General features: G+C 62.8%; 23 protein-coding genes and 2 tRNA genes. 4 read left to right on the forward strand and 21 right to left on the reverse strand.

Features of this window, described 5'->3' with window-relative positions; all coding sequences use genetic code 11:
• Positions 1 to 76: 76 nt before the first annotated feature.
• The 7 genes from tssA to ACSQ3S_RS24475 all read right to left on the reverse strand — a co-directional run bounded on the left by tssA (position 77) and on the right by ACSQ3S_RS24475 (position 7,252).
• A complete protein-coding gene (gene tssA / locus ACSQ3S_RS24445; RefSeq protein ID WP_436144041.1) occupies positions 77 to 928 on the reverse strand; it encodes a type VI secretion system protein TssA in 852 nt (283 codons plus the stop codon).
• Between the two features lie 14 nt (positions 929 to 942).
• Entirely contained in the window at positions 943 to 3,543 is a 2,601-nt protein-coding gene (gene tssH / locus ACSQ3S_RS24450; RefSeq protein WP_436144042.1) for a type VI secretion system ATPase TssH, read from the reverse strand.
• A 2-nt stretch (positions 3,544 to 3,545) separates the two neighbouring features.
• Positions 3,546 to 4,004, reverse strand: coding sequence for a type VI secretion system baseplate subunit TssE (gene tssE / locus ACSQ3S_RS24455; RefSeq protein ID WP_436144043.1), 459 nt, complete (start codon positions 4,002 to 4,004; stop codon positions 3,546 to 3,548).
• A 98-nt stretch (positions 4,005 to 4,102) separates the two neighbouring features.
• Positions 4,103 to 4,594, reverse strand: a complete 492-nt coding sequence (locus ACSQ3S_RS24460; protein WP_176651905.1) for an Hcp family type VI secretion system effector — start codon at positions 4,592 to 4,594, stop codon at positions 4,103 to 4,105.
• A 30-nt stretch (positions 4,595 to 4,624) separates the two neighbouring features.
• Positions 4,625 to 6,121, reverse strand: a complete 1,497-nt coding sequence (gene tssC, locus ACSQ3S_RS24465) for a type VI secretion system contractile sheath large subunit (protein ID WP_436144044.1) — start codon at positions 6,119 to 6,121, stop codon at positions 4,625 to 4,627.
• Positions 6,122 to 6,123: 2 nt separating this feature from the next.
• Positions 6,124 to 6,624 (reverse strand): type VI secretion system contractile sheath small subunit, encoded by a 501-nt coding sequence (gene tssB / locus ACSQ3S_RS24470; RefSeq protein WP_436144045.1) that lies wholly within the window; start codon positions 6,622 to 6,624, stop codon positions 6,124 to 6,126.
• Between the two features lie 37 nt (positions 6,625 to 6,661).
• Positions 6,662 to 7,252, reverse strand: coding sequence for a hypothetical protein (locus ACSQ3S_RS24475; RefSeq protein ID WP_413446404.1), 591 nt, complete (start codon positions 7,250 to 7,252; stop codon positions 6,662 to 6,664).
• Between the two features lie 183 nt (positions 7,253 to 7,435).
• On the opposite strand from ACSQ3S_RS24475, the gene tssK reads away from it, so the two are divergent.
• Positions 7,436 to 8,779, forward strand: coding sequence for a type VI secretion system baseplate subunit TssK (gene tssK / locus ACSQ3S_RS24480; RefSeq protein WP_436144046.1), 1,344 nt, complete (start codon positions 7,436 to 7,438; stop codon positions 8,777 to 8,779).
• Entirely contained in the window at positions 8,776 to 9,558 is a 783-nt protein-coding gene (gene icmH, locus ACSQ3S_RS24485) for a type IVB secretion system protein IcmH/DotU (RefSeq protein ID WP_436144047.1), read from the forward strand. The genes tssK and icmH overlap by 4 nt, the downstream gene beginning before the upstream one ends.
• A gap of 4 nt (positions 9,559 to 9,562) precedes the next feature.
• On the opposite strand, the gene ACSQ3S_RS24490 is transcribed toward icmH, so the two are convergent.
• From ACSQ3S_RS24490 to ACSQ3S_RS24505, 4 genes are all read right to left on the reverse strand, one after another.
• Complete coding sequence (locus ACSQ3S_RS24490) at positions 9,563 to 10,351, reverse strand: OmpA family protein (RefSeq protein ID WP_436144048.1); 789 nt, start codon at positions 10,349 to 10,351, stop codon at positions 9,563 to 9,565.
• 14 nt (positions 10,352 to 10,365) lie between these two features.
• Positions 10,366 to 11,334 carry a type VI secretion system-associated protein TagF gene (gene tagF / locus ACSQ3S_RS24495; protein WP_413446401.1) on the reverse strand — a complete coding sequence of 323 codons (969 nt, stop codon included), beginning with the start codon at positions 11,332 to 11,334 and terminating at the stop codon, positions 10,366 to 10,368.
• Positions 11,331 to 15,008: a type VI secretion system membrane subunit TssM gene (tssM, locus tag ACSQ3S_RS24500; protein WP_436145073.1), complete on the reverse strand. Its 3,678-nt coding sequence runs from the start codon at positions 15,006 to 15,008 to the stop codon at positions 11,331 to 11,333. The genes tagF and tssM overlap by 4 nt, the downstream gene beginning before the upstream one ends.
• 111 nt (positions 15,009 to 15,119) lie before the next feature.
• The gene (locus ACSQ3S_RS24505) at positions 15,120 to 15,959 is read right to left on the reverse strand and encodes a M15 family metallopeptidase (RefSeq protein WP_436144049.1); all 840 of its coding nucleotides are present in this window, start codon (positions 15,957 to 15,959) and stop codon (positions 15,120 to 15,122) included.
• Between the two features lie 120 nt (positions 15,960 to 16,079).
• On the opposite strand from ACSQ3S_RS24505, the gene ACSQ3S_RS24510 reads away from it, so the two are divergent.
• Positions 16,080 to 16,802: a hypothetical protein gene (locus ACSQ3S_RS24510; protein ID WP_436144050.1), complete on the forward strand. Its 723-nt coding sequence runs from the start codon at positions 16,080 to 16,082 to the stop codon at positions 16,800 to 16,802.
• Positions 16,803 to 16,808: 6 nt separating this feature from the next.
• Here the strand turns inward: ACSQ3S_RS24510 and ACSQ3S_RS24515 are convergent, their stop codons facing one another.
• The 4 genes from ACSQ3S_RS24515 to ACSQ3S_RS24530 form a co-directional block, all read right to left on the reverse strand.
• A complete protein-coding gene (locus tag ACSQ3S_RS24515; protein ID WP_176651915.1) occupies positions 16,809 to 17,525 on the reverse strand; it encodes a glutathione S-transferase N-terminal domain-containing protein in 717 nt (238 codons plus the stop codon).
• Between the two features lie 97 nt (positions 17,526 to 17,622).
• Entirely contained in the window at positions 17,623 to 18,072 is a 450-nt protein-coding gene (locus tag ACSQ3S_RS24520) for an Hsp20/alpha crystallin family protein (protein ID WP_176651916.1), read from the reverse strand.
• Between the two features lie 65 nt (positions 18,073 to 18,137).
• Positions 18,138 to 19,325 (reverse strand): hypothetical protein, encoded by a 1,188-nt coding sequence (locus tag ACSQ3S_RS24525; RefSeq protein WP_436144051.1) that lies wholly within the window; start codon positions 19,323 to 19,325, stop codon positions 18,138 to 18,140.
• 56 nt (positions 19,326 to 19,381) lie between these two features.
• The gene (locus ACSQ3S_RS24530; RefSeq protein ID WP_176651918.1) at positions 19,382 to 19,966 is read right to left on the reverse strand and encodes a Crp/Fnr family transcriptional regulator; all 585 of its coding nucleotides are present in this window, start codon (positions 19,964 to 19,966) and stop codon (positions 19,382 to 19,384) included.
• 233 nt (positions 19,967 to 20,199) lie between these two features.
• On the opposite strand from ACSQ3S_RS24530, the gene ACSQ3S_RS24535 reads away from it, so the two are divergent.
• Positions 20,200 to 21,276 (forward strand): GGDEF domain-containing protein, encoded by a 1,077-nt coding sequence (locus tag ACSQ3S_RS24535; RefSeq protein ID WP_436144052.1) that lies wholly within the window; start codon positions 20,200 to 20,202, stop codon positions 21,274 to 21,276.
• A 10-nt stretch (positions 21,277 to 21,286) separates the two neighbouring features.
• Here the strand turns inward: ACSQ3S_RS24535 and ACSQ3S_RS24540 are convergent, their stop codons facing one another.
• The 6 genes from ACSQ3S_RS24540 to ACSQ3S_RS24565 form a co-directional block, all read right to left on the reverse strand.
• Positions 21,287 to 22,015 carry a substrate-binding periplasmic protein gene (locus ACSQ3S_RS24540; protein WP_436144053.1) on the reverse strand — a complete coding sequence of 243 codons (729 nt, stop codon included), beginning with the start codon at positions 22,013 to 22,015 and terminating at the stop codon, positions 21,287 to 21,289.
• A gap of 203 nt (positions 22,016 to 22,218) precedes the next feature.
• Positions 22,219 to 22,294, reverse strand: a tRNA-Asn gene (locus ACSQ3S_RS24545).
• Positions 22,295 to 22,350: 56 nt separating this feature from the next.
• Complete coding sequence (locus tag ACSQ3S_RS24550; RefSeq protein WP_413446397.1) at positions 22,351 to 24,540, reverse strand: TonB-dependent receptor; 2,190 nt, start codon at positions 24,538 to 24,540, stop codon at positions 22,351 to 22,353.
• A gap of 331 nt (positions 24,541 to 24,871) precedes the next feature.
• Positions 24,872 to 25,567, reverse strand: a complete 696-nt coding sequence (locus ACSQ3S_RS24555; protein ID WP_176651922.1) for a DUF3334 family protein — start codon at positions 25,565 to 25,567, stop codon at positions 24,872 to 24,874.
• A gap of 198 nt (positions 25,568 to 25,765) precedes the next feature.
• Positions 25,766 to 26,167, reverse strand: coding sequence for a VOC family protein (locus ACSQ3S_RS24560; protein ID WP_436144054.1), 402 nt, complete (start codon positions 26,165 to 26,167; stop codon positions 25,766 to 25,768).
• Positions 26,168 to 26,313: 146 nt separating this feature from the next.
• A tRNA-Asn gene (locus ACSQ3S_RS24565) sits at positions 26,314 to 26,389 on the reverse strand.
• Positions 26,390 to 26,435: the final 46 nt, after the last annotated feature.

A 26,435-nucleotide genomic window follows, 5' to 3' on the forward strand; every position in this document is an offset into this window, starting at 1 on the left:
ACTTCTGATTCATGCTAGCACTATTTAATCGGAAGCTATAGTACTAAAGGAAAGATTACTCGTTGCAGTGCAGCATTCAATTGCCGGAGGCGGGCGCATCCAGCAGCTCTTCAATGCCGGCAATCGCGGCGGGATCCTTGATGACCGTGCGCAGCCACACATGCAATGGCATCTCACCCCAACTGGCGGCCTTGTCGGCCAGGTAGGCCACCGGGCTATGCGGCTCCGTGCTACGGAAGAAATCGGCCACCAGCCGCAATTGGGCCAGCGCCTGCTGGCGACTCTGCAATAAGCCGCCTGCGTTGACGGCGGCGGCGCCGGTTGCGGCATCCGTTGTGGGCAGCACAGCCGCGCTGCCGACCGGCGCAACGGCGCGTAGTGCCGATTGCAGAGCGTCCCTGGCCGCGCTGAAGCCGGGGCCGTCGGCGCCCAGGCGCAGGTCAACGACGCGCTCCAGCGCCATCAGCATGGCCAGGCAGTACTCCGCATCCGCCGGCGCGGGTGACGCCGCGTCCCTGACCAGCGCCGGCGTGCGGCTCAACAGCCAGAACAGATTGCCGATGCGCTGGTCGTAATCGCCGTCATCGCCTGCGGGGTACATGCCATCCCAGAACCGGTCGCACAGGCCGGCCAGCACCGCGTAGCCATCGCCCAGTCCGCGCAATCCCCGTGTTTTGGCGTAGGCCTCGGCCAGCCAGACGGCCAGCCGCAGGTCCTTGCTCTTCGCGGCGATCATCTGCGCACAGTGCGCGGCGACGAAGTCCCAGTCCGCCTCCTTCAACGCAGCGATCCATTCGCCCTGGTCCAGCGTGGGATCGTCGTGCACGCGCGCCTGCGCGATGCGGTCCACTTCCACGCTGAAGCAGGTGTCTTCGCCGCAGGGTTGGGTGTCGCTGATTGGCAACAGCAGTTGATCGATACTTAACATCGGCGACCTCCGTGTTATCTGATGGTGTACCTGAACTGTCCTTGTTTGCTGGCGCCCACCTTGATCCTGGCGATCGCCTCGCCCTCCGACATCCTTTGCAGCACCGCTTCGGCGATCTCCGGCAGCAGGCTGCCGTTGAGGATGTGATCGACATTGCGGGCGCCGGAATCGACTTCCGTGCAGCGCGCCAGCACCGCGTCGACCAGCGCCTGGTCGTAGCTGAACTCCGCATGATGCTGGTCCTGGATGCGCCGGCCGATGCGGTCCAGTTTGAGCGCGATGATCTGCGCCAGCACCGCATCCGGTATCGGGTAGTACGGCACGACCTTCAGCCGCCCGAGGAAGGCCGACTTGAAGTGCCTGACCAGTTGCGGGCGAAGCAGCGCCTCCAGCTCGTCGGCGGCAGGCGGCGTCTCCTTGTTCAGGCAGGCCTGCATGATGGCGGCCGAGCCGGCGTTCGAGGTGGCGATGATGATGGTGTTGCGGAAGTCGATCTCGCGGCCTTCGGCATCGTCCAGCACACCCTTGTCGAACACCTGGAAGAACAGCTCCAGCACATCCGGGTGGGCCTTCTCCACTTCGTCCAGCAACACCACGCTGTAGGGATTGCGGCGCACCGCCTCGGTCAGCACGCCGCCCTCGCCGTAGCCGACGTAGCCGGGCGGCGAACCTTTCAGGCCGGAGACGCTGTGCGCTTCCTGGTATTCGCTCATGTTGATGGTCAGCAGTTTGCGCTCGCCGCCGTAGAGCAGGTCGGCCAGCGCCAGCGCCGTCTCGGTCTTGCCGACGCCGGACGGGCCGACGAACAGGAATACGCCCTTCGGCTTGTTCGGGTCGTCGAGATTGGCGCGCGCGGTGCGCACGCGCTGGGCCACGCTAGCAATCGCGTACGGCTGGCCGAGGATGCGCGCCTGCAGCGCGTCCTGCAGTTTGAGCACGGTGCGGATTTCGTCCTTGACCATTTTCCCGAGCGGGATGCCGGTCCAGCCGGAGACTATGGCGGCGACGGCCGCGGCATCCACCTCCACCGGCACCAGCGGCGTCTCGCCCTGCAGCGCCAAAAGTTCCTCGCGCAGCGCGCGGACTTCCGCCTCACCGTCGCCGGCGGTGCGCTGGCGGGCGATCGCCGCCACCAGTGCCTGCTCGCGTTGCCAGCGTTCGCTGAGCTGTGCGTGTTCGGTTTCAAGCTCCGCATGCATTTCCTTCAGCTTCCGCAGCCGTTGCGCGTGCTGGCGCCCACCCTCTTCCCGTTCCAAGGCGATGGTTTCCACGCACAGGCGCTCCATCGCCTTGGCGACGTTCTCCAGCAGGGCCGGCGCGCCGCTTTGTGCCAACGCGACGCGGGCGCAGGCCGTATCCAGCACGCTGACGGCCTTGTCCGGCAATTGCCGGCCACTGATATAACGATGTGACAGCCGCACCGCCTCGGTCACCGCTTCGTCGCGGATGCGGATGCCGAAGTGACGTTCCATCAGCGGCGTCATCGCCCGCAGCATGGCGCTGGCGATTTCTTCGCTCGGTTCATCGACCTTGACCACCTGGAAGCGTCGCGCCAGCGCGGCATCCTTTTCGAAGTACTTCTTGTATTCGCTCCACGTCGTCGCCGCGATGGTGCGCAGTTCGCCGCGCGCCAGCGCAGGCTTGAGCAGGTTGGCGGCGTCGTTCTGGCCGGCCTGGCCGCCCGCGCCTATCATCGTGTGCGCCTCGTCGATGAACAGGATGATGGCGTGCGGGCTTTGCTTGACCTCGTCGATAACGTTCTTCAGGCGGTTCTCGAACTCGCCCTTGACGCTGGCACCGGCCTGCAGCAGCCCCATGTCCAGCGTGCGGATCTCGACGCCACGCAGCACATCCGGCACGTCGCCGGCGGCGATGCGCAGCGCCAGGCCCTCCACCACAGCGGTCTTGCCGACGCCGGCCTCGCCGGTCAGGATAGGATTGTTCTGGCGGCGGCGCATCAGGATGTCGATGGCCTGGCGGATTTCCGTCTCGCGGCCGATCACCGGATCGAGCTTGCCGTCGCGGGCCAGCGTCGTCAGGCTGGTTGTGTACTGGTCGAGCGCCGGTGTGCGTGGACCGCTCTGCGGCGCCATGCCGGCAAGCGTGGCGGCGGGGGTTGCGTCGGTTGCGGCCGTTTCTTCCTGCGAGCCATGGGTATATTTCTCCAGCTTGTGCTTGACCTCATCGATGGGAATCCGCACAAACAGCGGCGAAGCGCGCAGCGCCAATTGCGCCAGGTCCGGTTCCGTCAGCAGCGCAACCAGCAGGTGCGCGCTGCGGATGCGGTCCGGCTGCGGTGTCGCCAGCGAGGCGATCAGCCATGCATGCTCCAGCAGCAGCGGCAAGTGTCGCGAGAACACCGGCGTGCGGGTGCTGCCGGTCTTGAACTGGCTGATCTCATGATGCAGGTCCGCCTCCAGCGCATCGACGACGACACTGGACTGGCGCGCGATCAGCACCACGTCGCAGCGCTCCTGCTCCAGCAGGGCCAGGAACAGATGTTCCACCTCCACCTCGTACTGTCCCAGCGCCACACAGATGCTGGCGGCGCGGGTTGCGGCCAGCCGGGTGGTGTCGTTCAATTTCCCGATCAAGGTCTTGAGGTTGAGGTTCATGCCTACACTCCCCGGTTGCTACGGTTGATTGAATAGTGCAGCGACGATGGCTGCAGCACGGCGTCGAAGCTGACCGCTTCGCGCATCGGCAAGCCTGTCAGCGTCGCGCTGATGGCAAAGCTGATGCGGTTGATCGAGCCTGTTTCGCGCTCCAGGCGGGCCTGCACGTTGCGCAGGCGCGGCTCGTGGCGTTCGATGGCGGTCTTCAGGCAGGCGCAGACGCGCGCCCTGTCCTCGCTGCTGCTCAGACACATGCCGGCAAAGTCGACCAGCCCGTAGTTGATGATGGAGCGGGCGCATTCGGGATAGGCGCGCAGCAGTTCTTCGGACAGCGCGCAGCGCGTGTTAAGCAAGTCCTCGAGATCGCGTGCCAGCGCGTCCTTCCACTGCTCCAGCGAGAGGCTGGCGCCGCCGCGCGAATCCAGCAGACGGTCGAACAGGCCGGGAGTAAAACCTTTCATCGCGTACTCTCAAAAAATGGCCAGGCCGGAACGGCCTGGCCAGAAAAGCGCGCCGCTGCGAATCGCCGCACAATTCGCAGCGGGCGCTGGGGGAATCGTCAGACGACGCGATTGCTGGACAAGTCCCAGCCGCCGGACGTGTTGCCGCCCGCGCCGCCGCTTATTTTCTGCTGGGTGTACTTCCATTTGACCCTGGAGAATTTCAGCGCGACGTCCTCGGTCAGGATGTCGCCCTCCTCCACCGCCGGAGAGACCGCGCCGATCAGGACGTTCTCGATCTCGATCTCGAAGTATTTGACACGTTCACCCTGCGCGTCCGCGCGCATGAACTCGAACTTGGCCTTGGGGATGGTGCGTCCCGCCGAGCAGGTTTGCAGCAGGATGGGCGACGCCAGGTCGGCCAGCTTGGAGAGCACGATGTCGCGATGCTCGCAGCGCTCCGCCGTGTGGCCGCCGCCAGTCGAAGCGGTGGCCGATTTCGGCTGCTCCACGCCGAAGCTGACCGATTTGCACTCGATCCAGTCCTTGTGCCGGTCGTCGTTGGATTCGCCCTTGATGCCATCAATGTACAGATAGACGTCGATTGCCATTGCATGCTCCTGTCTCAGGTTAAGTGAAAATCAGTAGTTGGTCGACTGCGGCAGCTCCGCGACCAGACGGAGGGAAACGGATAGTTCGTCGAGCTGGAAGTGCGGCCGCAGGAACGACACCGCGCGATAAACGCCCGGCCGCCCCGCCACCTCGTGCACCTGCACCGAGGCCTCCCGCAGGGGGAACTGGGCCTTTTGTTCCTGGCTGGCGTTATCGTCCAGCAGCACGTACTTCATCAGCCAGCGGTTGAGGAAATCCTCGACGCCGGAGGCGGCCGCGAAGCTGCCGATCTTGTCGCGCATCATGGCCTTCATGTAGTGCGCGATGCGCGAGACGGCGAAGATGTACTGCAGTTGCGAAGACAGCACCGCGTTGGCGTTGGCGGCTTCCGAGTTGTATTTCCTGGCCTTTTGCGCGGACTGGGCACCGAAGAAGGCCGCGTAGGCGGTGTTCTTGCAGTGGACCAGCGAGATGAAACCAAGATCGCTCAACTCCTTCTCGCGACGGTCCGTGATCGCCACTTCGGTCGGGCATTTGAGCGCGACTTCGCCTTCGTCGGTCTTGAAGGTGTGGGTGGGCAGATCGTCCACCAGCCCGCCGCCCTCGACGCCGCGTATCGCCGCGCACCAGCCGAAATCGTCGAAGGCCTTGGTCAGCTTGGCGCCGAAAGCGTAGGCGGCGTTGCACCACAAGTACTTCTGGTGGTCGGTGCCGTCTACTTCCTCGACGAAGTTGAATCCTTCGACCGTGGTGCCGTCGACCGGATTGAACGGAAGGCGGCCCAGGAAACGCGGCAGCGCCAGGCCGACGTAGCGCGAATCCTCGGATTCGCGGAACGCCTTCCACTTGGCATATTCGACAGTGTCGAACACTTTCGACAGGTCGCGCGGCTTGCCCAGGTCGCCGTAGCTTTCCAGTCCAAACAGTTCCGGCGACGCGGAGGCGATGAACGGCGCATGCGAGGCCGCAGCCACGTGCGACATCTGCTCGATGAAGTACATGTCTTCCGGTTGGCGCGAGATTTCAAAGTCGCCCAGCAGCGCGGCGTACGGCGCGCCGCCGAAGGTGCCGAATTCCTCTTCGTAGACCTTCTTGAACATCGAGCTCTGGTCGAATTCCAGCGCGGATTGGAAGTCCTTCACTAGTTCGCGCTTGGTAGCGTTCAGCATGCGGATTTTCAGACCCTGGCCGGTAGCGGAATTCTTGACCAGGTAATGCAGGCCGGTCCAGCTTTGCTCCAACTTCTGGAAGGCCGGCGCGTGCATGATGGCGCTCAACTGGCGGGAAATCAGGCGATCCAGTTCTGCCACGCGCGCGTCGAGCGTGGCGGACAGATTGTTCGACATCACCACCGTCCCTTCCAGCACCTGGCTGACCAGCTCCGAAATGATGTCCTTGGCGCGCTCGTGCTCCACATCGGACTTGGCGACCTTGCTTTGCTCGACGATCTGGTCCAGCAGGCTGGCGCTGTCCGAGACCGTTTCGGCGGCAGCTGTCGCCTGCACTTGATTTGCATGTGCGGACATTGTCAGCCTCCCTTGGTGGATTTCAAGCTGGCCAGCTTGTCGGTGTTATTCAGTACATCGCTGAGGATGTCTTCCAGCTTGTCGTTGCCAGCCAGCTTGTTGCGCAGGTCGGCCAGCTTGCTGCGCGTCTCCAGCAGCTTGCCGAGCGGCTCGACCTGCCGCACCACCGATTCCGGACGAAAGTCCGACATCGACTTGAAGCGCAGCTCCACATTGAAGCTGGTGTTGTCGTCGCTGAGCTGATTCGGCACTTCAAAGCGCGCCACCGGCTCCACCCCGCCCAGCACCTCATCGAAATTGTCGCTGTCGATGCTGACGAACTTGCGGTCCTTCAGGCGCTTTTTCTCTGAATCCGAATTGCCGTCGAAATCACCGACCACACCGACCACGAAAGGCAGCTCCTTGTTTTCCATCGCATCGCCGATCTCCACGTCGTAAGTCATCTGGACGCGCGGCGGACGCACCTTGGTCAGGCGTTTTTGGACACTGTCACCATTAGCCATACAAACTCCATCGAAAGGGAAACTGCGGGACGGCAGGTTATTTCAATCCACCGAAAGGATCATTGCTGTTGGTCTGATTGCTGCTTTTTGCCGGCGCCGTTTTCCTGCCGGCGGCGGCAACCGGCGCCGGTTTGCGGGCGGCGGTGTTCGGGCTCGGCACCAGCACGTCCTCGCCCAGGCTGGTGCGCAGCAGTTTGGCGAGATCCTGCGCCTCGGAGCGCAAGGAACCGTTCAGATTATTTTGCTGGCTCAGGTCCGCCAGCGCCTTGGTCGACAGACGTAGCCCGCTGACGGCGACGATGCTGTTACCGAGTTTGTCGCTGGGGTCGCGTTGCAGTGCTTCCAGCGCATTCATGATCGCCTCGCCGTAGCTGGCGCGGTCAAACTTGATCTGGGCCATATGCAGCCAGGGAGTCTTGTCGGCGGGGTAGTTTGCGGCGGCGCCTTTCAGGATGACTTGCGCCTTGTCGCTTTGTCCGGAGGCCAACGCGGTGCCGGCTTCCGCCAGCGCGCTCTCCAGCGTCGACGCCTGAGGTTTGGCGATACGGACGGTATCACCATCTGTCGCGCAGGCCGACAGCAGTAACACGCTGGCGATGCAAGGCAACCAGGTTCGTGGAGTGATCATCACTTCTCCTTTGCTTATGCGGACAGGAAGGGACCCATTATTCATGAATGCCATATCCCCACCATTGCGCTTACTCAAACGATGCTTCGCTTCTACATTGCTTGCGCAGCCGCAAATTCCGCCGATGGCGCTTTCGCTCTAATGGAGCGTCGGCGGCGCAGCTGCCAGAAAGAGGGGGACAGCATGAGTATTCCGTCCAAGGTTCTTTGGGGAGAAGGGTTGTTCCTGCGGCCGCAGCACTTCCAGCAGCAGGACCAGTATCACGAAGCGCGCCTGCAGCAGATGGCGCATGCGCTGCATCCGTACCTGTGGGGCGTGCGCGCCATCGAATGGGATCTGGACGCGCTGAAGACCAACCGCCTGCGCCTGCAATCACTCTCCGCGATATTCCATGACGGAGAAATCGTCGATGCGCCGTCCAGCGACCCACTGCCGACCGCCATCGACCTCGGCACCTTGCCGCCGAATCTGCAGGAGCTGACGTTCTACGCTGCCCTGCCCTCGCTGTCCCCCGGCGGCGGCAACGCCACGACGGCCGAACAACAAGGCGCCGCGCGCTTCCGCCAGACCTCGCGCGAAACGGCGGACCTGTACACGCAGGCCGTCAGCGCGGACGTCAGCTACCTGAAAAAGACCGTGCGACTGATGTCGGATCAGGAGCCGCTGGGCGCCTTCGACTGCATTCCCGTGATACAGCTGCGGCGCTTGGTGACGGGCGGCTTCGAACCGGATCCGCAATTCATCCCGCCCGGACTGTCGATCGCCAGCGCCCCTGTGCTGAAGGCGTTGCTGGACCGGCTGATGGATGCGCTGCAGGCCAAGGTGCAGTCGCTGCAGGGACACATGCGTGAACCCAGCCGCAACGTGATCGAGTTCCGCTCCGGCGATGTCTCGTCCTTCTGGCTGCTGCACACGGTCAGCACGTCGGCCGCGGCGCTGATGCACTATGTGCGCAATCCCGAGCTGCATCCGGAGCGCTTGTTCGAAGCGCTGCTCGCGCTGGCCGGCGCCATGATGACCTACTCCAAGCAGTACTCATTGATCCATCTGCCCAGCTACCGGCATGACGACCTGGCGCAATGCTTCTCCGGCCTGGACCGCATCATCCGCGATCTGCTGGACACCGTCATCTCGACCCGGTATTTTTCGATCGCGCTGTCGGAGGAGAAGCCCAGCTACCACTTGGGCAAGCTCGATTCCGGCAAGATCGACCAACGCACTACGCTTTATCTTGCGGTCAGCGCCGCGCTGCCGGCATTGGAACTGGTGGAGATCGTGCCGCTGCGCGTCAAGGTCGGCGCCCCGGACGACGTGGAGAAATGCGTACTCTCCGCCATGCCCGGCGTGAAGCTTACCCACGCTCCGCAAGTGCCGGCGGCCATCCCGGTCCAGCCGGACACCTACTACTTCGCCCTGGAGGGAAAAGGCATGCTGTACGAACAAATGCTGAAGGCGCAATCGATCTCCATCTACGTACCGGCAGGGATACGCGACCTGCGGCTCAACCTCATCGCGGTGACGGCATGACGTCGCCGGTCGAACGCCGCGCCATCCCGACACTGATGGGTGGACAACGCCGCCAGCAGCAGCCTGGCTATGGCCACGTGCAAACGCTGGTGGACCTGCTGCAGGAAGGCTTCTACCTGCTGTTCATGCTGAAAAACGGCAGCGTGCCGCCGGGTGAGGCGCCCTTCCTCGACACCGTCACCGCCTACCTGGCGGAATTCGACAGCGAGGCGCGCAAGCTGCGCGCGCAAGGCGAAGACATCGATGCGGCCAAGTACGCATTCTGCGCCGCGCTCGACGAGATCATCCTGTCGTCGCAGTTTCCCATGCGCTTCGCTTGGGAACGGCGTCCGCTGCAGCTTGTGATCTTCGGCGACCAGCTGGCGGGCGAGCACTTCTTCGACCGGCTGGAGGCATTGCGCAGCAGCGGTGGCGCGCGGCTGGCGGCGCTGCAGGTGTTCCATATGTGCCTGCTAATCGGCTTTCGCGGCAAGCATGCACTGGACGCCGGCGACAAGCTGGCCTACCTGACGGCACGCGTCGGCGACGAAATCGCTCATATTCAAGGCAAGAGCAAGGGCTTCGCCCCCCAGGCCGAACGGCCGGACCAGATCGTCCACAAACTGCGCAGCAATACGCCGCTGTGGGCCACGTGCGCGGTGTTCGCGGTGATCGCCCTGGGTGCCTACATCGGACTGGCGTCGTCGCTATCGCATTCGACACAGAATACGCTGGCCGGCTACAACGATCTGGTGAAGCTGGCCCCGCGCCCGGCCTATGTGACGATCACGCTGCCGTAGATTTTTATTGCGCGACGCGGAACTCGATGCGACGGTTGCGCGCGCGGCCTTCCGCGTTGCTGTTCTCCGCAACCGGCCGGTCCGGTCCCTGGCCGGACACCGTCACCATCTCCGATGGTATCGCCTTGCCGGCGAGGTAAGTCCGCACCGCTTCGGCGCGCGCGAGGCTCAGCGTCAGGTTGCTCTCGCGCAGACCGACGTTGTCGGTATGGCCGATCACTTCCACCTTCTTGCCCTTGACCTTTTGCAGCGCGGCGGCCATTTCGTCCAGGATGCCTTTGCCGGACGCCGTCAGCGCCGCCTTGCCGCTTTCGAATTCAATGATGCGTCTGGCGAGCGTCTCATCCAGCAGGTTCTGCTCGGCCGCGCTGACACGCAAGCCGTTGTTGACGGTGTAGCCGGGATTGAGGCTGGTGGCGATATCGCTGGCGATCTGCTGCCGCTGCGCCTCGTTGGCCACCTCGCCGCGCACGGTCACATTGGTGCCGTCGATCTTGAGTTCGCCCTTGCTGATCAGCTTCAGGTTCGGCTGGATCAGCTTCTGCACATAGCCGTTCCAGTTGGGTGGCAGTGACACCGGTGAAATCGCGACCTGGTCGACCACCCGATCGGCGCCATACAACTCACGCACGCGCTGCAGCATGGCGGCCTTGCTGGCTTCATCCGGCACGGCGCCACTGACCAGTATCTGCCCCGGCTTGGGCGACACGGGTAACGGCGTCTGCGCGGCGCAGTAGAGCGAGGTTGACAGCAATACCGGCATCACCGCCGGCCAGATGGTCCGCTGGCGCATTGCAGGACTCCTCATCAGGAAAAGGTTTCGTGGAACAGCGCGTGGGCCGAGCGCAGCGACAACTGCCCTTGCTCCAGGTACGCCGACAGCTTCTGCACATTGGCGTCGCCGGCGATCAGTTCATCGACCCAGCCCGCGTATTCAAAGGTGATCTGCTGTTCGAGGGCGCAGCGTGGATCAATGATGGCCTGCAGGGTTTCCGGCGCGGCTCCGCTGAAACCGATCACCAGCACCGGCTGCTCACGCAGTTCGGCAAAGAACAGGCTCAGTTCAAAGTCCGCCTGATGCAAAAATGGCGTGATCAGGTCCAGCCAGAAGGCGGCCACCAGGTTGCGCTGACGCTCCGATGCCGGCAACGGCAGTACCAGGCTTTTGTCCAATCGCTCAGCCCCGCTGCGGCGCACCGGCTGCAGCAGCAGGCCGATCGCCAATATGGTTCGGCGCACAGAGCTGCGCGCCAGCATCGCCTCCAACCCCGCGATGTTGTGGCGATCGAGGAAGTCGGTGAACAATTGTTCGTGCATCGCCTCGCCGGGATCGATATAGACGGTGGTCGCGGCCAGCGCCTGCAAAGCGGGATCGGGATCATCCGCGTCCATCACGCCGCCGATCAGCGGAGCCACTGCGTGCCACAACGGCGCCAGCACCAGCGGGCTGCGGGCGACAAACTTGCTCGGCTCGTCGATCTCGATGGCGCTCATGCCGAGGAAGGGATAGCGCCGCTGCGACAGGTCGCCGCTGGTCCGCAGATGGCCTGCGATGGCGCGCCTGCTGTGCGTGCCGACGAAGGCGAAGTCCAGCGGCTGCAAGGCGTCGTAGTTCAGCTTCCAGCGTGGATCGATGCTGAGCAGGTTCATGACTTCGGCCAGCCAGCCGTCCAACAAGTTGGCCAGCGCCAGGTTATCGGCCGCCTTGATAAAGTCGCCGCGTGCCGGCAGCTTGCCGAAGTAGCCGATGCGCGCGGTCTGCGCCCCCCGCTTCACGGAGCGGCTCCGGCCGATACGGCGGACGGCGCGCCGACGATGGTCTCCGGCAGCTTCATGCCACGGAACCCCTGCTCCTGCGGCGCGGCACCCGCGCTCTCCGGGCTGCTGACGATTTTCAGGCCCATCGTCACCGTGATGGCGCCGGCGGTCCAGCGCAGCTCGAACACGCCACCGTCGCGCTTTTGCTTGGCGGCGGCGTCGATCATGCGCCGCAGTCCGAACTGGCCGGCTTCGTTGAACACTTCGACGCTGCGGCCGTCGAACGCCACGGCGGTGATGCGGGCGCCTGGCACACCCTGCGGACTTGGGTGAACCATATTAGCCCATTGCGCGGGCGTGTTGCGATAGCGAAGCTGCTGGCCATCGATATCGACGGTATATTCCAGCGTGCCCGGCGCCGGCATGGGCTGGATCTGAAAGATGGTTTGCGCGGCGGCCGACGCGGCAGCCACACCGCCCACGCCGATGGGCGCGATCCAGCCGGGGAAGCGCGCCACCGTTTGCGGCGACAGCGTGATGCCCATGCCGGCCCAGGTGCGCGCCGCCAGCACGTCGCCGCGTCGCAGCACCAGCGGGCCCATGGCGGTGGTGGCGAATTTGGCAATCAGGCCATCGGGACCGAAGAACTGGGCGATTTCGGCGCTGCCGGCCTCGATGCGGGCATTCGGCGAGAACGGATATTTGTTCGCCAGCGATTGCTGGAACGGTTCGTACACCTGCGCCAGCCAGGTCTTGTTGAGTTCCGCCTCGGCCGGGCCGACCAGCACCGCAAAGGTCTGCATCAGCGGCCGCACCAGGATGGGACGAATCGACAGCTTTTGCGAATCGCTCATCCCGGTCAGCATTTGTTCGTCGACGTAGCGCAGCGCGTCGGCCAGCTCGGAGCCGCTGCCCTTAAGCGTCTGCTGCATGAACTGGCGCGCGCCGGGGCCGGGATCGCCCTGGTTCTTCAGCTGATTGAGCCGGCTGCGCAGCTTGGACAGCGCGTCCATATAAGAGCGCATCAGCGATGCGTCCTTGTCCTTGATCGCCACCAGTTTGCCGACCCCGGAAAATTCGCGGCCGATGGGCCCCATCGGTTTCTCGGCGCGGGCCTGGTCCAGCTGGACGTTGACGTTGATTTGCGACGGCCCGCGCCGCAGCACGCTATTCTTGATCCAGTTGACGAAGCCCGACTGCGCCTCTTTCAGCTCGGCGCTCATGACGGACGGGTTGTCCCACGAGGTTTGCTGGTGGATCGTGTTCAGCAGCTTGATGAGCGGCGACGATTGCGGATCGCCGAGCCGGTTCATCGCGATGACGGCCGCATCGAAACCATTCAGGTTGGCGATGGTGACGCCTTGTACGAACTTCCGCCACTCGCGCGCGTAGTCCGCCTTGTACAGATCCGTCAGGCCCTTCTCGATTTGTTCGGGGCTGCCTTCCAGCGTGAGGTCGTCGCGGGCGGCGGTTTTCAGCACCCAGTCGGCGCTTTGCAGTTCGTGCGTGGCCGCTTCGCGGAAGGCGCCCTCCACGAACTTCTCCCACGCCTCGCGAGTGTAGGCGCCGGGAATGGCGTAGCTGCCGGTGGCCAGCGCCTGGTCCTGCTCCCCCACCATGCGCGCCACCGTCATCGCCGGGAAGCGGGTGTTGGCGCGGGCGCGGATGTCGGCGTAGACGCGTTCCCGCGCCGGCATGCCGCGCATCACGCGGCGCAGGTTCTCGCGCGCCTGGTCGACCAGCGCCAGCTTCTGCTCGATGCGCGGCCACGATGGATCGGAGATCTGGGCCAGGTAGAAAGTCATCAGCCGCTCGGCGCTGTGGATCATCTGCTCACGCGGCATGGCGCCGCGGTTGTTCTCAAGCCAGCCGCGCCAGTAACGCGTGAGCTGGTCGTTCAGGTGCCCCGGCTCGGCATGTGCGCTGTCGGCCAGCATCAGATAGCTTTTCAGCGCGTTGTAGGCGTCTTCCACATTGATGGCGGAGGCTTCCTGGAACTGGCGGCCGGGCGTGGATGGTGCCGGCGCGCCGCCCGACATCTGCAACTGGTCGGCATGCGCGTTCATCTCTGACAGCAGAGTCTCCAGATTGGCGACCACCGGCTTGAGCATCACTTCGCGCACGCCCGAGAAATATTCCTCGCGCAGCTTGCGCTCCAGTAGTTCGCCCTGATACAGCCCCATACGCAGCGACCATGGCCGGTCCGCGCGATACTTCTCCAGCTGCGCTATCCTGTCCTGAATGACCTCCAGCGCCTCGAAGCGCGACTGCAGATCGAGCCGCTTTTCCTGCAGCTTGACGACCTTGTCCAGGTCCGCCTGCACATTGCTGACCAGTTGACGGTTGCCCAGGTAGGACCAGCTCCATCCGCCCAGCGCCCCGCCCAGCGCCAACACCGCCGAGAAAAACGCCGCATACGTCAGCTTGACCTTGTTCTTGCTGGCGTACTGCGACACCAGGTCCTTGTCCGCGAAGATCACCTTGCGGAATAAATTCAGCAGGAAGAAGCCGGACTGCCCTGCGCCGGTAATCGCGGGCGCATCGGATACCGTCAGCGCAAAACGCCTGGCCAGGCGCTGCGATTGTTCGCTGACCGGCATCCCCTCCTGCAGCGCGCTGGTGAAGTAATAGCCGCGAAACACCGGCTTGAACTGGAATGGGTTTTCCTCGAACAGCGTGGCCAGGAAGGCGCGCAGCGGCGTGCGTATCGTCGCGAACTCCAGCGGGAAGGTGAACACGCCAGGTTCCATGCGGTCGCGCCGCTGCTGGCCCATGTTGGCCAGGCTCAGTTGTTTGAGGCCGTCGCACAACTCGTCGAAGCTGTGGTCAAAAAAAGCGAGCATCTGCTGGCTGCTGGCCTTGCGTTTATAGGGCATGGTCGCGCCCCACACGCGCTCGCGTTCGGCCCGTTCGGCGCGGGCGAAGAACTCGCTGAAGCCGGCGATCAGGTCGGCCTTGGTGAACACCACGTACACCGGCGCGAACACTTCCAACCGTTCGATCAGATCCTGCACGCGCTTGCGCAGGCTGCGCGCCAGCTTGATGCCCACCTCGGGATCGTCGCCGCGCAGCTCGGCGATGCTGACCGCGATCAGGATGCCGTTGATCGGCGCGCGGCGGCGGTACTTCTTCAGCAGGTCGAGGAAGCCGAACCACTCGGCGCGATGCTCGTCGAGCACCGAATAACGGCCGGCGGTGTCGAGCAGGATGCCGTCGGTGGTGAAGAACCAGTCGCAGTTGCGGGTGCCGCCCACGCCCTGCACGATCTTGCCGTCGGCGAAGGGGAACTGCAGGCCGGAATTGGCGATGGCCGTGCTCTTTCCGGCGGCCGGATTCCCGATGATCATGTACCAAGGCAGCTCGTACAAGGCCCGCTTGCCGGACACGATGCCCATCTTCGAGCCCTTGATGGTCTCGATCGCTTTCATCATGCTGTCGCGGATGGCCTTGACCTCGGCGCCGGACTGGGTGCCGATGGCCTCGCCCAGCTTGTCCGAGTCGCGCCGCGCCCGCAACCGCCGCCACAGCCAAATCAACGCGGCCAGCAGCAGCATCAGCGCGGTGGCCGCCAGCGCCCAGATCAGCGCCAGTTCGAGCACTTGCGCGCCCAGGTAAAAGAAGGCCGCCATGGCTGTCAGGCCGATGATGTTCAGGCGGCGGGTATCGGTGAGGAAGTACCAGATTCTTCGCATCATGGGACGTGGCCGGCGTGAATGAAGCGCCTGAGTAGCAAGCGGACCGGCCAATGTTGCCACCAACCATGGAAGAATTTTTTGATAGAAAACAATAATTGCCGCGCCGCTCTATTTCCTGGCCATACCCGCCACGCGCAACTCCGTGTGGCCGAAGTCCATCATGGTCCAGCGTCCGCCCCAGCGCAGGCCCGCCGCCTCGGCCGCCTCTCCGTACAGGCGATAGCCGCGCATTGTCCACGGATCCTTTTCCGAGATCACCAGCTTGCCGTTGCGCAGGAACGCGCAATCCGCCGCCAGGCCGAACTGGTGATAGCTCTGGAAAGCCTTGGCGTTGGTCACGCCGGGGCCGGCCGCAGCCAGCGCATTCTGCCGCTCGGGACTGCGGTAGCCCTCCAGGATGGCCATGTCGTAGCCGTGCGCCTCCTTCATGATCTTGAACACCAGCAGCAGGCGCTGGGCAAACTCGGGATCGAGCAACTGCCAGTTGCGGTTGGCGCCGTCCAGCATCGGCCGCACCAGCGTGACCTCGGCCGTGGTGAACGCCGGCGGCGGCAGCGGCGCCGGCAGCGCCAGCAGTTCGCCTTTCAGCAGCTCGGTGACCTGCTCGTTGATGGCGCGGCTGTCGCTGTCGTAGCCGCCCAGCATGCCGCGGCCGCTGAGCGCCAGCGCCAGCATCGTCGGCACCGTCAGCAGCACAGTGGCTGACAAGATCAACAGGTACCGCCGCCGCAGGAAGCGCAGCACCTGCATCAGTCCGGCGCCGGCGCCGCGCCCGGCCGTCGCGGCCTGCCGGCCTCCGGCAAGACAGCCGTCGCGCATTTGCTGCCCGATGCGGCGGACTGCCGCCGCCATCGACAGCACTACTACCTCCCTGCCGGCCGGGAACAGTGCCAGCCAGGCGGCAACACAAGCAAACAGGAAAAACATCAGCACTGAAAAGAGAAACATGGTGCGCTCCGTCAAAGCAAGATCGCCCCGCAGACCGGACACTGGCTGGGACTGGAACGCACCATCGTAGGCGCTTTACCGCGCGGCGTGAAAGACCAGATCAAACTCGGAGGGAATACTGTGGATACGTCGAAACAAAAACCCGACTTGATGAGTACGGTATGCGGTCCGGCGGACGGCGGCAAACGCATCCTGGCGCACCTGGAACACGGCCGCAGTCCGGCGGCCAAGCCGGCGCGCACCGCCGGCTGGACCATCGACGGCTGGACCATCGGTTTGTGCGTACTGCTGCTGACGATGGCCGGCATGGCGTGGATGATGCACAAGAAGACCATCACGCCGGACTCCTTCAAGCCTGGACGTGTCGGTTCGAGCGTGCCGGCCATGCCAGCGGCGGTGGAGCATCATGAAGCGCCGCCGGCCGAGCGCAGCAGCAATCAGGCGGCGTCAATTATCAACGATCCGGCAACCGGCGTGTCCGCGGAACGTTCAGCCGAACCGGCGGTGCAGAAAACACGCCCAGCCGCCCTCGCCACCGTGGCAAGCACCGCTTCGCCACGTGCAGCTCCTGTCAAGGTGCAGGCCCGCACCACGCCAACGCCGGCCGCCGCCGGCGACACCGACGTCGCCCTGCTGGCGGCGCTGGTCGCCCACACGGGCAAGCCAAGCGTGGTGGCGCCCGAACGCAGCCGCGACGTGGTCGACCGTCAGGAAGGCGACAGCACGGCCCAGTTGCTGGCCCGCTGCAAGCAGCTGGGCCTGATCGAAGGCATGCTGTGCCGATCGCGCATCTGCTCGGGCCGCTGGGATGCGGACGCGGCCTGCCGCGCGCCGTCTCACTGAACGGCGTCAGCCGCGCTTGGGCACGTCCAATCCCGTTGCGACAGCGGGACGGGCAACAAACGCCGCCAGCACACGCTGGACATGAGGGAATTGATCGAAGCCGACCAGCTCGCCGGCACCATAGAAACCGACCAGGTTGCGCACCCACGGGAAGGTGGCGATGTCGGCGATCGTGTACTGCTCGCCCATGATCCATTCGCGGCCTTGCAGGCGTTGCTCCAGCACGCCCAGCAGGCGCTTCGACTCAGCCACATAGCGCTCGAGCGGACGCTTGTCCTCATACTCCTTGCCGGCGAATTTATGGAAAAATCCCACCTGGCCGAACATCGGCCCGATGCCGCCCATCTGGAACATCACCCACTGCATGGTTTCGTAACGCAGGGCCGCATCCGCTGGCAGGAACTTGCCGGTCTTCTCGGCCAGATACATCAGGATGGCGCCCGATTCAAACAGCGCCAGCGGCTTGCCGCCCGGGCCGTTCGGATCGATGATGGCGGGAATCTTGTTATTCGGGTTCAGCGACAGAAACTCCGGCGACATCTGGTCGTTGCGGTCGAAGCTGACCAGGTGCGGCTCGTAAGCCAGGCCGGTCTCTTCCAGCATGATGGACACCTTGACGCCATTCGGCGTCGGCAGCGAATACAGCTGCACACGTTCCGGATGCGAGGCCGGCCATTTCTGGGTGATGGGAAACGCGGATAGCTCAGCGGACAGGTCAGACATGGATATCCTTTGTTCAAGATAAGAAGGTATCCCCAATTATCCATGAACTGACCAGATCGCGCTGACGCGCCCGCCTTGCGCGCGCCGCCACGTCGAACTACTGTATCGACAACTGCTTGGCGCCGGTGCCGACCTTCTTCGGCAGCGTCAAATGCAGCACGCCGTTTTCATAGCGCGCCTGCGCCTGGTCGTCGTCGACGTCCTGCGGCAGCGTGAAGCTGCGTTGTATGTGTCCGTAGTAACGCTCGGTACGCAAGGCGCCGCTCTTGCCGGTCGTCGCCGGCTGCTCATCCTTGACTTCCGCCGACAGCGACACCTGGTTGCCGTTGATGGCGACCTTGATGTCATCTTTCTGCACGCCGGGAATTTCGGCCTTGACGAGATACTCTTTTTCGGTCTCGCTGACATCCATCCGCAGGCGCGGCATCACCTCGGAATTGCGCCACAGGGACGGAGAAAAATCGCGAAACATTTCATCGATATCGCGGAAGGGATCGAAGCGCGCGATATCGCGGAACGGGTCCATACGCATTAGATTGTTGGCCATGGCGGTCTCCTTAAACGTTAGGACTACCATGATAAGAAGCGGCCCGGCTACGCGTTTGACGCACATCAAGGCGCGGCCTTGCCTCCCTGCGCCGCATACGAGCTGATCATCGCTTCGGAATAAAACTCGCCGCGCTCCTCTGCCGCCGCGATCATCGCCCGCCACAGCGGCACGATGCCGACGTTCAGCTTGTGGTAGCGTTCGAAGCCGCAGGCGTAGATGCCGCGATAGGTGGCCAGGCTGTGCTCCAGCTGTTCGCACTCCTTCAGCGTCGCCTCGACATAAGCCTGGCCCTGTTCCGCGCTCCAGACGCCGCTGCGCAACAGGCCGTCGAGCGCCATCGCATCGGCGCCGCCCTCATGCACCCAAGGCGGCGACTGCTCGCTGAGGCCGCCCCGGCTGACATTGTTCTGCCACAGATGGGCCATTTCGTGCGCCACCAGCCGGGCGATCAATTGCCGCTTCTTGGGATGGTCTGTCTGCAAGCCGGCGCCGCCGAAGCGGTAGGCGATCTGCCCACCGATCGCGCCGCCCTTGATCGACAGCCCCGGCGCTTCGGTGTCGCCGGCGGCGACCAGCAGCAATAAGGGCTGTTTCAATTTCTGCCGATAAGCGCTGGTGTAATAGCTGGAGATTTTGGCGGTCGCGTCGAGCATGGCCTCGACCGCCCAGGCCGGCAGTTTCGGATCGAGAATGATGTTGGCGTCGCCGGCCGCTACCGGCGCTTGCGGGCCGAAATAGGCATACGGCGTCGCGCCGCGCGATGGATCCGCCGGCGAGGCCGGCGTCAGCACATATTCATTGCCGAGCCCCTCCAGCGTGAAGTTGGCGGCAACATCGCGCTGCACCGTCCCCTGCCGGGCATCGCCCTGCAGGAAGCCCAGGTACACGGCGCGGCCACCGTCGGAAAAACGGTCCATGGCCACGTACTGCTTCTCCACCAACGCATCGAAAGTGGCGATCTCCAGGCTGACCTGCCGCAGCGCCTTGCCGTCGGACGCGGCCAGCGCATCCTCGTCCGCGCCGGTGGTCAGCGTCACGCCCGGCGTCAGCACTTTCCAGGAAGTTTTACGATAGTCGCCGACCGGCCGGAACGACAGCGCCGTCACCGGCTGCGAGAACTGGTACTCCACGCGCCAGGTATCGGGCGCCGTATGCGTCACGCGCACCTGCGCCGGCAGCGGCGCCTCGGCACACGCGCCCGTAGCTATGCTCAGCGCCAGTCCCGCCCCCATCAAGAATCTCTCCAGCATCGCCGCATCCCGTCGTTATAGAAACGGCAAAATATAGCATAAAAGACATGTCTTTTTTAACTTCCTTCTCCGCCCGCCGGATGGGCCGCCAGGATGCGGGACAGATAGGGTTGCGTCACCCCCAGGTAGGACGCCAGGATCCGTTGCGAGATCCGGCACTCCAAGCCAGGATAGTCGGAGCGGAAGGCCTCCAGCCGTTCCAGCGCCGTACTGGCCGCGAAGGCGTAAGTGCGGCGGGCGCTGAGCTTGATCATATGCTCGAGCACCTTCAGATAATAGTTGCTGAAAAACTGGCTTTCGTCACGCAGCCGGCAGATGTCGGCCCAGTCCCAACGGAAGCCGCGCACCGCCGTTTCCGCCATGATGAACTGCATCGCGGGCACGCCGTCCGAGATCGACAGCAAATCCTCGTGCGCGTTGGCGTTCCAGCCCTCCGTGGCGAAGCGTATGGTGACGTCGGCGCCGGACACCACGATGAAGCCATTGCGCGTCACGCCTTCGGTAATCCAGTAGATCGATTGCGCCACGCCGCCCTGCCGCTGCAGATACTCGCCCTTGGCGGCCGTGAACGGGTGGGCAATAGGCGCGATGGCAAGCGTCATCTCGGTGTATTCGTCGTCGCTGACGCCATAACGCCGCACAATTTCCCGCCGAAACTTCTCTCGTTGTTTAAAAAAATATTGTTGCATTTTATTAATTTATGTTTATAAATCACATTGTAATCGCTAAAAATGTTAGCGCAAACATTTTGTTGCGCAATGATTTTTCTTTTTGCGAATATGCTCTAGTGCATAGCGACTAAGGCCGGCCTTGCCTACACTGCACCGTTGCCTCCCGGTCGGAAACGCCGCGATGCCCCCTACCGAATCGACCAATGAGCAAGAAACCACCGAACGCGCCCACCACCAGCCTGCTCAAGAAACTGGGCGCCATGACGGCGCTGAGGGAAATGCCCTTGCTGGAGCAAAGTCTGTTACGCATGCTGGGTCCCGTGCTCGGGGCGCGCTCCACCACGCTGTACCGTGTAGACCGCCATCGTGAAGTGGTGCGCGCGCTGCACCACGCCCACGCCGTGGATGCGCAACACGGCGAACTCCAGCGCACCATCGAGCGGATCGAGGAGATTCATACCGGCATCGTCCTGCCGGATCATGTGCGCGAACTGTTCGACGGCATGCGCATGCTGGGACGCCACTGCAGCCGCCAGCACCGCGACGGCTATATCGTCGGCTATCCCCTGTACAACGGCGACACGCTGCGCGGGTACTTTCTGTTTGAGCGCGAACACGATGTCACGCCCCACGAAGACGCCCTCGTCGACGGCGTGCTGGAAGTGTTTTGCAACTACTACGCCCTGCTCGACACCAGCAAGCGCGACCGCCTGACCGGCCTGCTCAACCGTTACGCGCTGGAGCTCAACCTGGGGCGACTGTGGGACCGCATGTCCGGGCGCTGGCATGGCGCCGCCGACGCGCGCACGCCGGACCGGCGGGTGGCCGAGCTGCAAACCTATTGGCTGGGCGTGCTCGACATCGACCACTTCAAGCGCATCAACGACGGCCACGGCCATATCATCGGCGACGAGATCCTGCTGCTGGTGGCGCGCCTGCTGGAAAAGGCGTTCCGCCGCCATGACCTGCTGTACCGCTACGGCGGCGAGGAATTTGTCGTCGTCATCGCCGCCGACGACAGCCACGCCGCCGCGCAGGTGTTCGAACGCGTGCGCCGCTGCGTGGAGGAATTCAATTTCCCCCAGGTCGGCCGGGTCACGGTCAGCGGCGGCTATTGCGTCGCCAACCCCAGCGTGCTGCCGCAAACCGTCATCAACCAGGCCGACCGGGCACTGTACGAAGCCAAGAGCGCCGGCCGCAACCGCATCTTCCACTACGATGACCTGATCGACCGCGGCGTGCTGGAAGAAGTCGCGTCAGGCAGCATCGACCTGTTCTAGCGCCGCGCGATCAGGGGTGGCGCGCCAGCGCCGCGTTGAACCTGGCGATCTCGCTGTCCTCCACTTGCTGGGAGCACATCAGGTGGCGGTAATAGCCCTGCGGCATTTCCTTGAAGGTGACGACGCGCAGCTGCTCGGTGCGGAAGATGCCCAGCGCCAGATAGTATTCCGCTTCTTCCTTCGGCGCGAAAAGAACGTCGGCGCGGCCGGCCGCGATCATGTTGAACAGTTGCGGCATATCGCCCGCACTGGCCATGCGCGCCGCCTTCATGGTGCTGAATTTCTTGTCCAGATAGGTGCCGTAGACAAAGCCATCCTTCATCAGCACCGTCAGTTTTGCGTCGGACAGGATGCCGTCGACGGTCGCGGCGATCCGAGGGAAACGGGAAGAGACCACGGCCACCCACGGCCCGTCCTGCGACACCGGATTGGAATACTTGGCGAATTTTTCGCGTTCAGGCGTCTTGTACCAGCCGACCGAACAAAACTTGCCGCTGTTTTTACGCAGCAGCGCGAGCTGGCGCAAGGCCGGGATCTCCCGCCATTTGACCGGGATATGAGCTTTTTCAAACGCCCTCACGGTGGGCCCGACCGACGAGCCGCTGACCTGCAGATTCGGCCCCACCACCAGGTAAGGCGGGCGGTGGACGATATGCAATTCCAGGACCGTATCGGCGGCGCAGGCGGCCGTAGCACCCATGCCCGATAAAACGAAGGCCCCCAAAGACAAGCCCTTCATGTCCCCACTCCTTGGTCTTTCATCTACTTACCCTCTTTCACATGCACAGCTGCGCGGATCGCCGGAATGGCGTAACGCGCTAGTGTAGGAAAAAGCGGGGCGCGCCTTTATACACTGGTACAAGTTTTGGAGAATTAGTGAAAGAATATAGCCGTCCGCAAACGGAAAAGGGCCCGTGATTGCTCACGGGCCCTTTCGTATTCTGGCTCCCCGACCTGGACTCGAACCAGGGACCTGCGGATTAACAGTCCGTCGCTCTACCGACTGAGCTATCAGGGAAAAGAGGCCGCATTATATACGGCCAATTTCTAGCTGTCTAGGCTAGCGGGCAAAAATCAGAAGCCGCCCTTGAACTGCACGCCGAACTGGCGCGGCTCGTTGACGAAGCCGGTCAGGTTGTTGAAGTCGATGGCGCCGATGATACGCTCGGTGTTGGTGATGTTGCGAGCGAAGGCCGCCACTTCATACTTGCCGCCGGACCAGTTGTAACCCACGCGCAGGCCGCCTTCCACCATGGACTTGCCGGTGAATTCCTTGGCTTCGTACAGGAAGAAGTTGATCTTGCTGCGATACGACCAGTCGGTCAGCACGAACAGGTTGCCGTCAGCCAGCGCCCAGTTGTAGCGCGCGGTGGCGTTCAGGATGTACTTCGGCGCCTGCGGCAGCGGGTTGCCGTCGATGACCACGCGACCGGCCGCGTTGATCGGATCGGTCACGGTGCACGAACCGCACTTGGCCACGGACAGCGACGGGTCCTTGATCTCGGTGAAGTTGTACGAACCGCCCGCGGTGACCTTGAAGTCCGGCGTCACGAAGGCTTCGAAGTCCGCTTCCAGGCCGCGGCCGGCGGTCTTGGCGGCGTTGATCAGCTTGGTGACGTTGGAATTGCCGCCGACCACGGTCAGCTGCTGGTTCTTCACGTCGTAGTCGTAGATGCTGACCGACGCGCGGGCGCGGCGGTTGAACAGGTCGGCCTTGATGCCGGCTTCGTACGAGGTGATGGTTTCAGCGTCGGCCACGGTGATCGGCACCGATGCCGACGCGGCGGCGATACTCGGCGCGCGGAAGCCGGTCGCCACGCGGGCGTAGGCGTTGACGTCCTTGTTGACCTTGTAGGTCGCGCTCATGTCCCAGTTGGTCTTGCTCTTGCTCTCTTCCACCGACTTGGGACCGATCTGCGTCACGTTGACCGCTTCAACGGTGCGGAAATCCTTCTTGTCGTCGGTGTAGCGCAGGCCGCCGCGCAGCACGACTTTTTCCGACAGGTCATAGGTCAGCGAGCCGAACACTGCCGAAGCCGTGTTGTTCTGGTGGCTGGCCAGGTGCGAGGTCTGCGCCTGGGTGTTGCTGTCGAAGTTGTTGCTGTAGCCGTCGGCGCTTTCCTTGAAGTAGTAGACGCCGGTCTGCCAGTTCAGCGGACCCGCGTTCTTCGATTCGACGCGGAATTCCTGGCTGTACTGATGCAGGCCGGTCAGCCCGCCACCGGTCTGTACCTGGAATGGAATGAAGCCCGGGCCGGTCGGCGTGCCGCCGTCGATGTCGCCGCGGCTGTAGTAGTTGTCCACGCCTTCGTAGCCGGTGATCGAGAACAGCTTGACCGAACCCAGGTCCCAGGTCAGGCGGGCGTTGGCACCGTTGGTGTCCAGGCTCTGCATGTTCAGGCCGTTGGTGTTGATCTTGGTGAAGTCGTAACCGTCGGCGAAGTCGTTGGTGCCCTTCTTGATGATGTTGGCGCGGAACAGGCGCGCGCTGCCGGTGGTCATGCGCGAGTGCACATTGAACAGGGCGTCAAACGTGGTGCTTGGCTTGTACAGGAACTGCACGCGCTCGGCGTGTTCGTTGTAGCCTTCCAGTACATCGTTCTGCTTGGTGTAGGTGTTGTCGACGAAGTTGTCGCGGTGCTGGCGCAGCGTCGAAACGCGCATCGCCCACTCGCTCGACAGCGGCACGTTGACGGCGGCTTCGGCGTTGACGGTGTTGTGGGTGGCCCACGACACATTGTAATAACCGTCGACCTTCTTGAAGTTAGGCTTTTCGGATTCGAACTTGACCACGCCGGCCGGGGTGTTGCGGCCGAACAGCGTACCCTGCGGGCCGCGCAGCACTTCCACGCCGGCCACGTCGAAGATCGGGAAACCTTTCAGGATGCCGTTTTCCTGCACCACGTCGTCATACACCAGCGAGACCGGCTGCGAGGCGAAGGTGCTGAAGTCGGTGTTGCCGTAGCCGCGGATGTAGAAGCGCGGGAAGGTACGGCCGTTCGACGATTCAACGTTCAGCGACGGCACTTTGCCGGCCAGCAGGCGGATGTCCTGGCCGCCGGACAGCAGCACGTCCAGCTTTTCATCCTTGAGCAAGGAGACCGATACCGGCACGTCCTTGATGTTTTCGGTGCGGCGCTGGGCGGTCACGGTGACGGTTTCCAGCTGCGGCTCGGCGGCGGCGGTTTGCGCCATGGCGGAACCGATAGGCATGACGGCGCTCAGCGCCAGCAGGCGCTTGTGCATCTTCGACAGTTTGATCATTCAATTTCCCGAGTTGAGGTAAATCCAAGAGTTATAAACAGTGTCTCCTGTTCTCTCTTTTTGATATTGCCCGGTCGTCTGGCGCGACCGTGGCAACGCAAGCGGAATGTCTAGAATGCCACCGTCTTGCGAAGAGGCGGTATTTTCATTCATTGATACCGGATATTGCAAGAGCAATATAAGCAAAGTGCAATTAACTGATAGAAATTCGGCGCGCCGGGCGGCGCGACTGAATATTAGAAGGCGGCGGGACCGGCCCGCAGGCCGGTTGTGGTGACAAAAAACAACGTTAGCTTTTGTTCAGTTGTATCAAATTTTCCACACCGCCGGCCTACATGCCCAGCGATTTGAGCAGTTCGTCGGAGTCGTCGTCGCCCCCGGAGAAGTGCGGCTGCGATTGCGCCGACGCGTGGTTGTCGCGCTCCTGGTCCATCAGCGCGTCCGGATCGGCCACCTCGCTCGAATCGAAGTCGTGCAGGCGGATGAATTCGGTGCGGTCGATCGCCAGTTCCAGATAGAAGATGTTGCTCTTCTCGGTGTAGAAGGTCACGCGGCGCATTTCCGGACGGTCCAGCGGCGTGTCCACGCTCAACATCACCTGCTTGTTAAGCACCAGCATCTTCGGCTGGTTCTGCGTGATGTTGGTCTGCAGTTCGCGCCGGATCTTGCCGGTGAAGTCGCCGACGATCTGGTTCATCAGCTCGCCCATGATGTTGGACACCTCGTCCGACGTGTGCGAGCCGGCCAGCTCGGACTTCGGCATGCCCATGTGCAACATGTAGCGCTCGTAAATTTCCATGGCCGTGTCGGCGGCAAAGTTCAGCACCACCAGGCCGGTGAAGCCGCCGTCGAACAGCACGAAGCAGCCGATGTCCGGCTTCAGGCCGATCTTGGTAATCCGCTGCACCATCCCCGAGTAATTGACCTTGCTTTGGGTCGCGACGTTCAACACCCGGGTCACCGAATTACACAGACTCATCAACAAGTCTTCGGTACCGTACACAACGTCCTTGTTTTCCTCGATCATGATCTACCTACCTCTGGTTATTTTTCTATAGACGACAGCCAACATGACTTGCCGACCATCAGATTCAGAATACCGAGGTGCAAGATTCTCGTCCACCGGAATCGCGCATTTGTGTGAGATTTGCGTGCCAAAATGCAAAAAATCGCCAGCCATGCCTTCACCAAGGCAATCTGCCACAGGCTTGGACTAAAGGAATTGTCAGGCGCCGCAGTTGATCTTCCACGGAACTCCGAAGCGGTCAATCACAATCGCATAGCATGGCGACCAGAATGTTCTCTGAGGTGCGAGGACAACCTGCCCTTCCGTTTGCAGCGCATTGAAGAACAGCTTCACCTTCTCCTCGGAGTCAACGCCAATCAATACATAAAAGCCTTGGGGCTTCTCATATCTGCTTAAGTCTACATCGGCACCTGCCAGCTCAACGCCGTCTATACAGATATTTGCATGGACAATTTTTTCTCCGTGCGACGCTGACACCGCCGGGACTGGAGAGTCCTTAACCCGTAGCATCGTTCCGATTCGCCCGCCCAGATTCTCAGCGTAGAATCTAAAAGCCTCCTCACACTGACCGTTGAAATCGATATGAAATGACAAGCTCATGATCTGGTGTCCTTGTTCGTCTTGCGGCCTGACATACATATGGTCAGAGTAACATTTTTAGCTTTGCGAAACACACAAATAAACGGAAGTCTGAAACGCAAAAAGCCCAACCGGTAAAGGCTGGGCTTTTTGATCTTGCTGAATTCTGGCTCCCCGACCTGGACTCGAACCAGGGACCTGCGGATTAACAGTCCGTCGCTCTACCAACTGAGCTATCAGGGAAAAGAGGCCCGAATTATATCCCCTGCCCGCCAATTTGCCCAGCCCC

The organism is Duganella sp. LjRoot269, assembly GCF_964254095.1.
In the GTDB taxonomy this organism is placed as follows: Bacteria; Pseudomonadota; Gammaproteobacteria; order Burkholderiales; family Burkholderiaceae_D; genus Rugamonas; species Rugamonas hordei.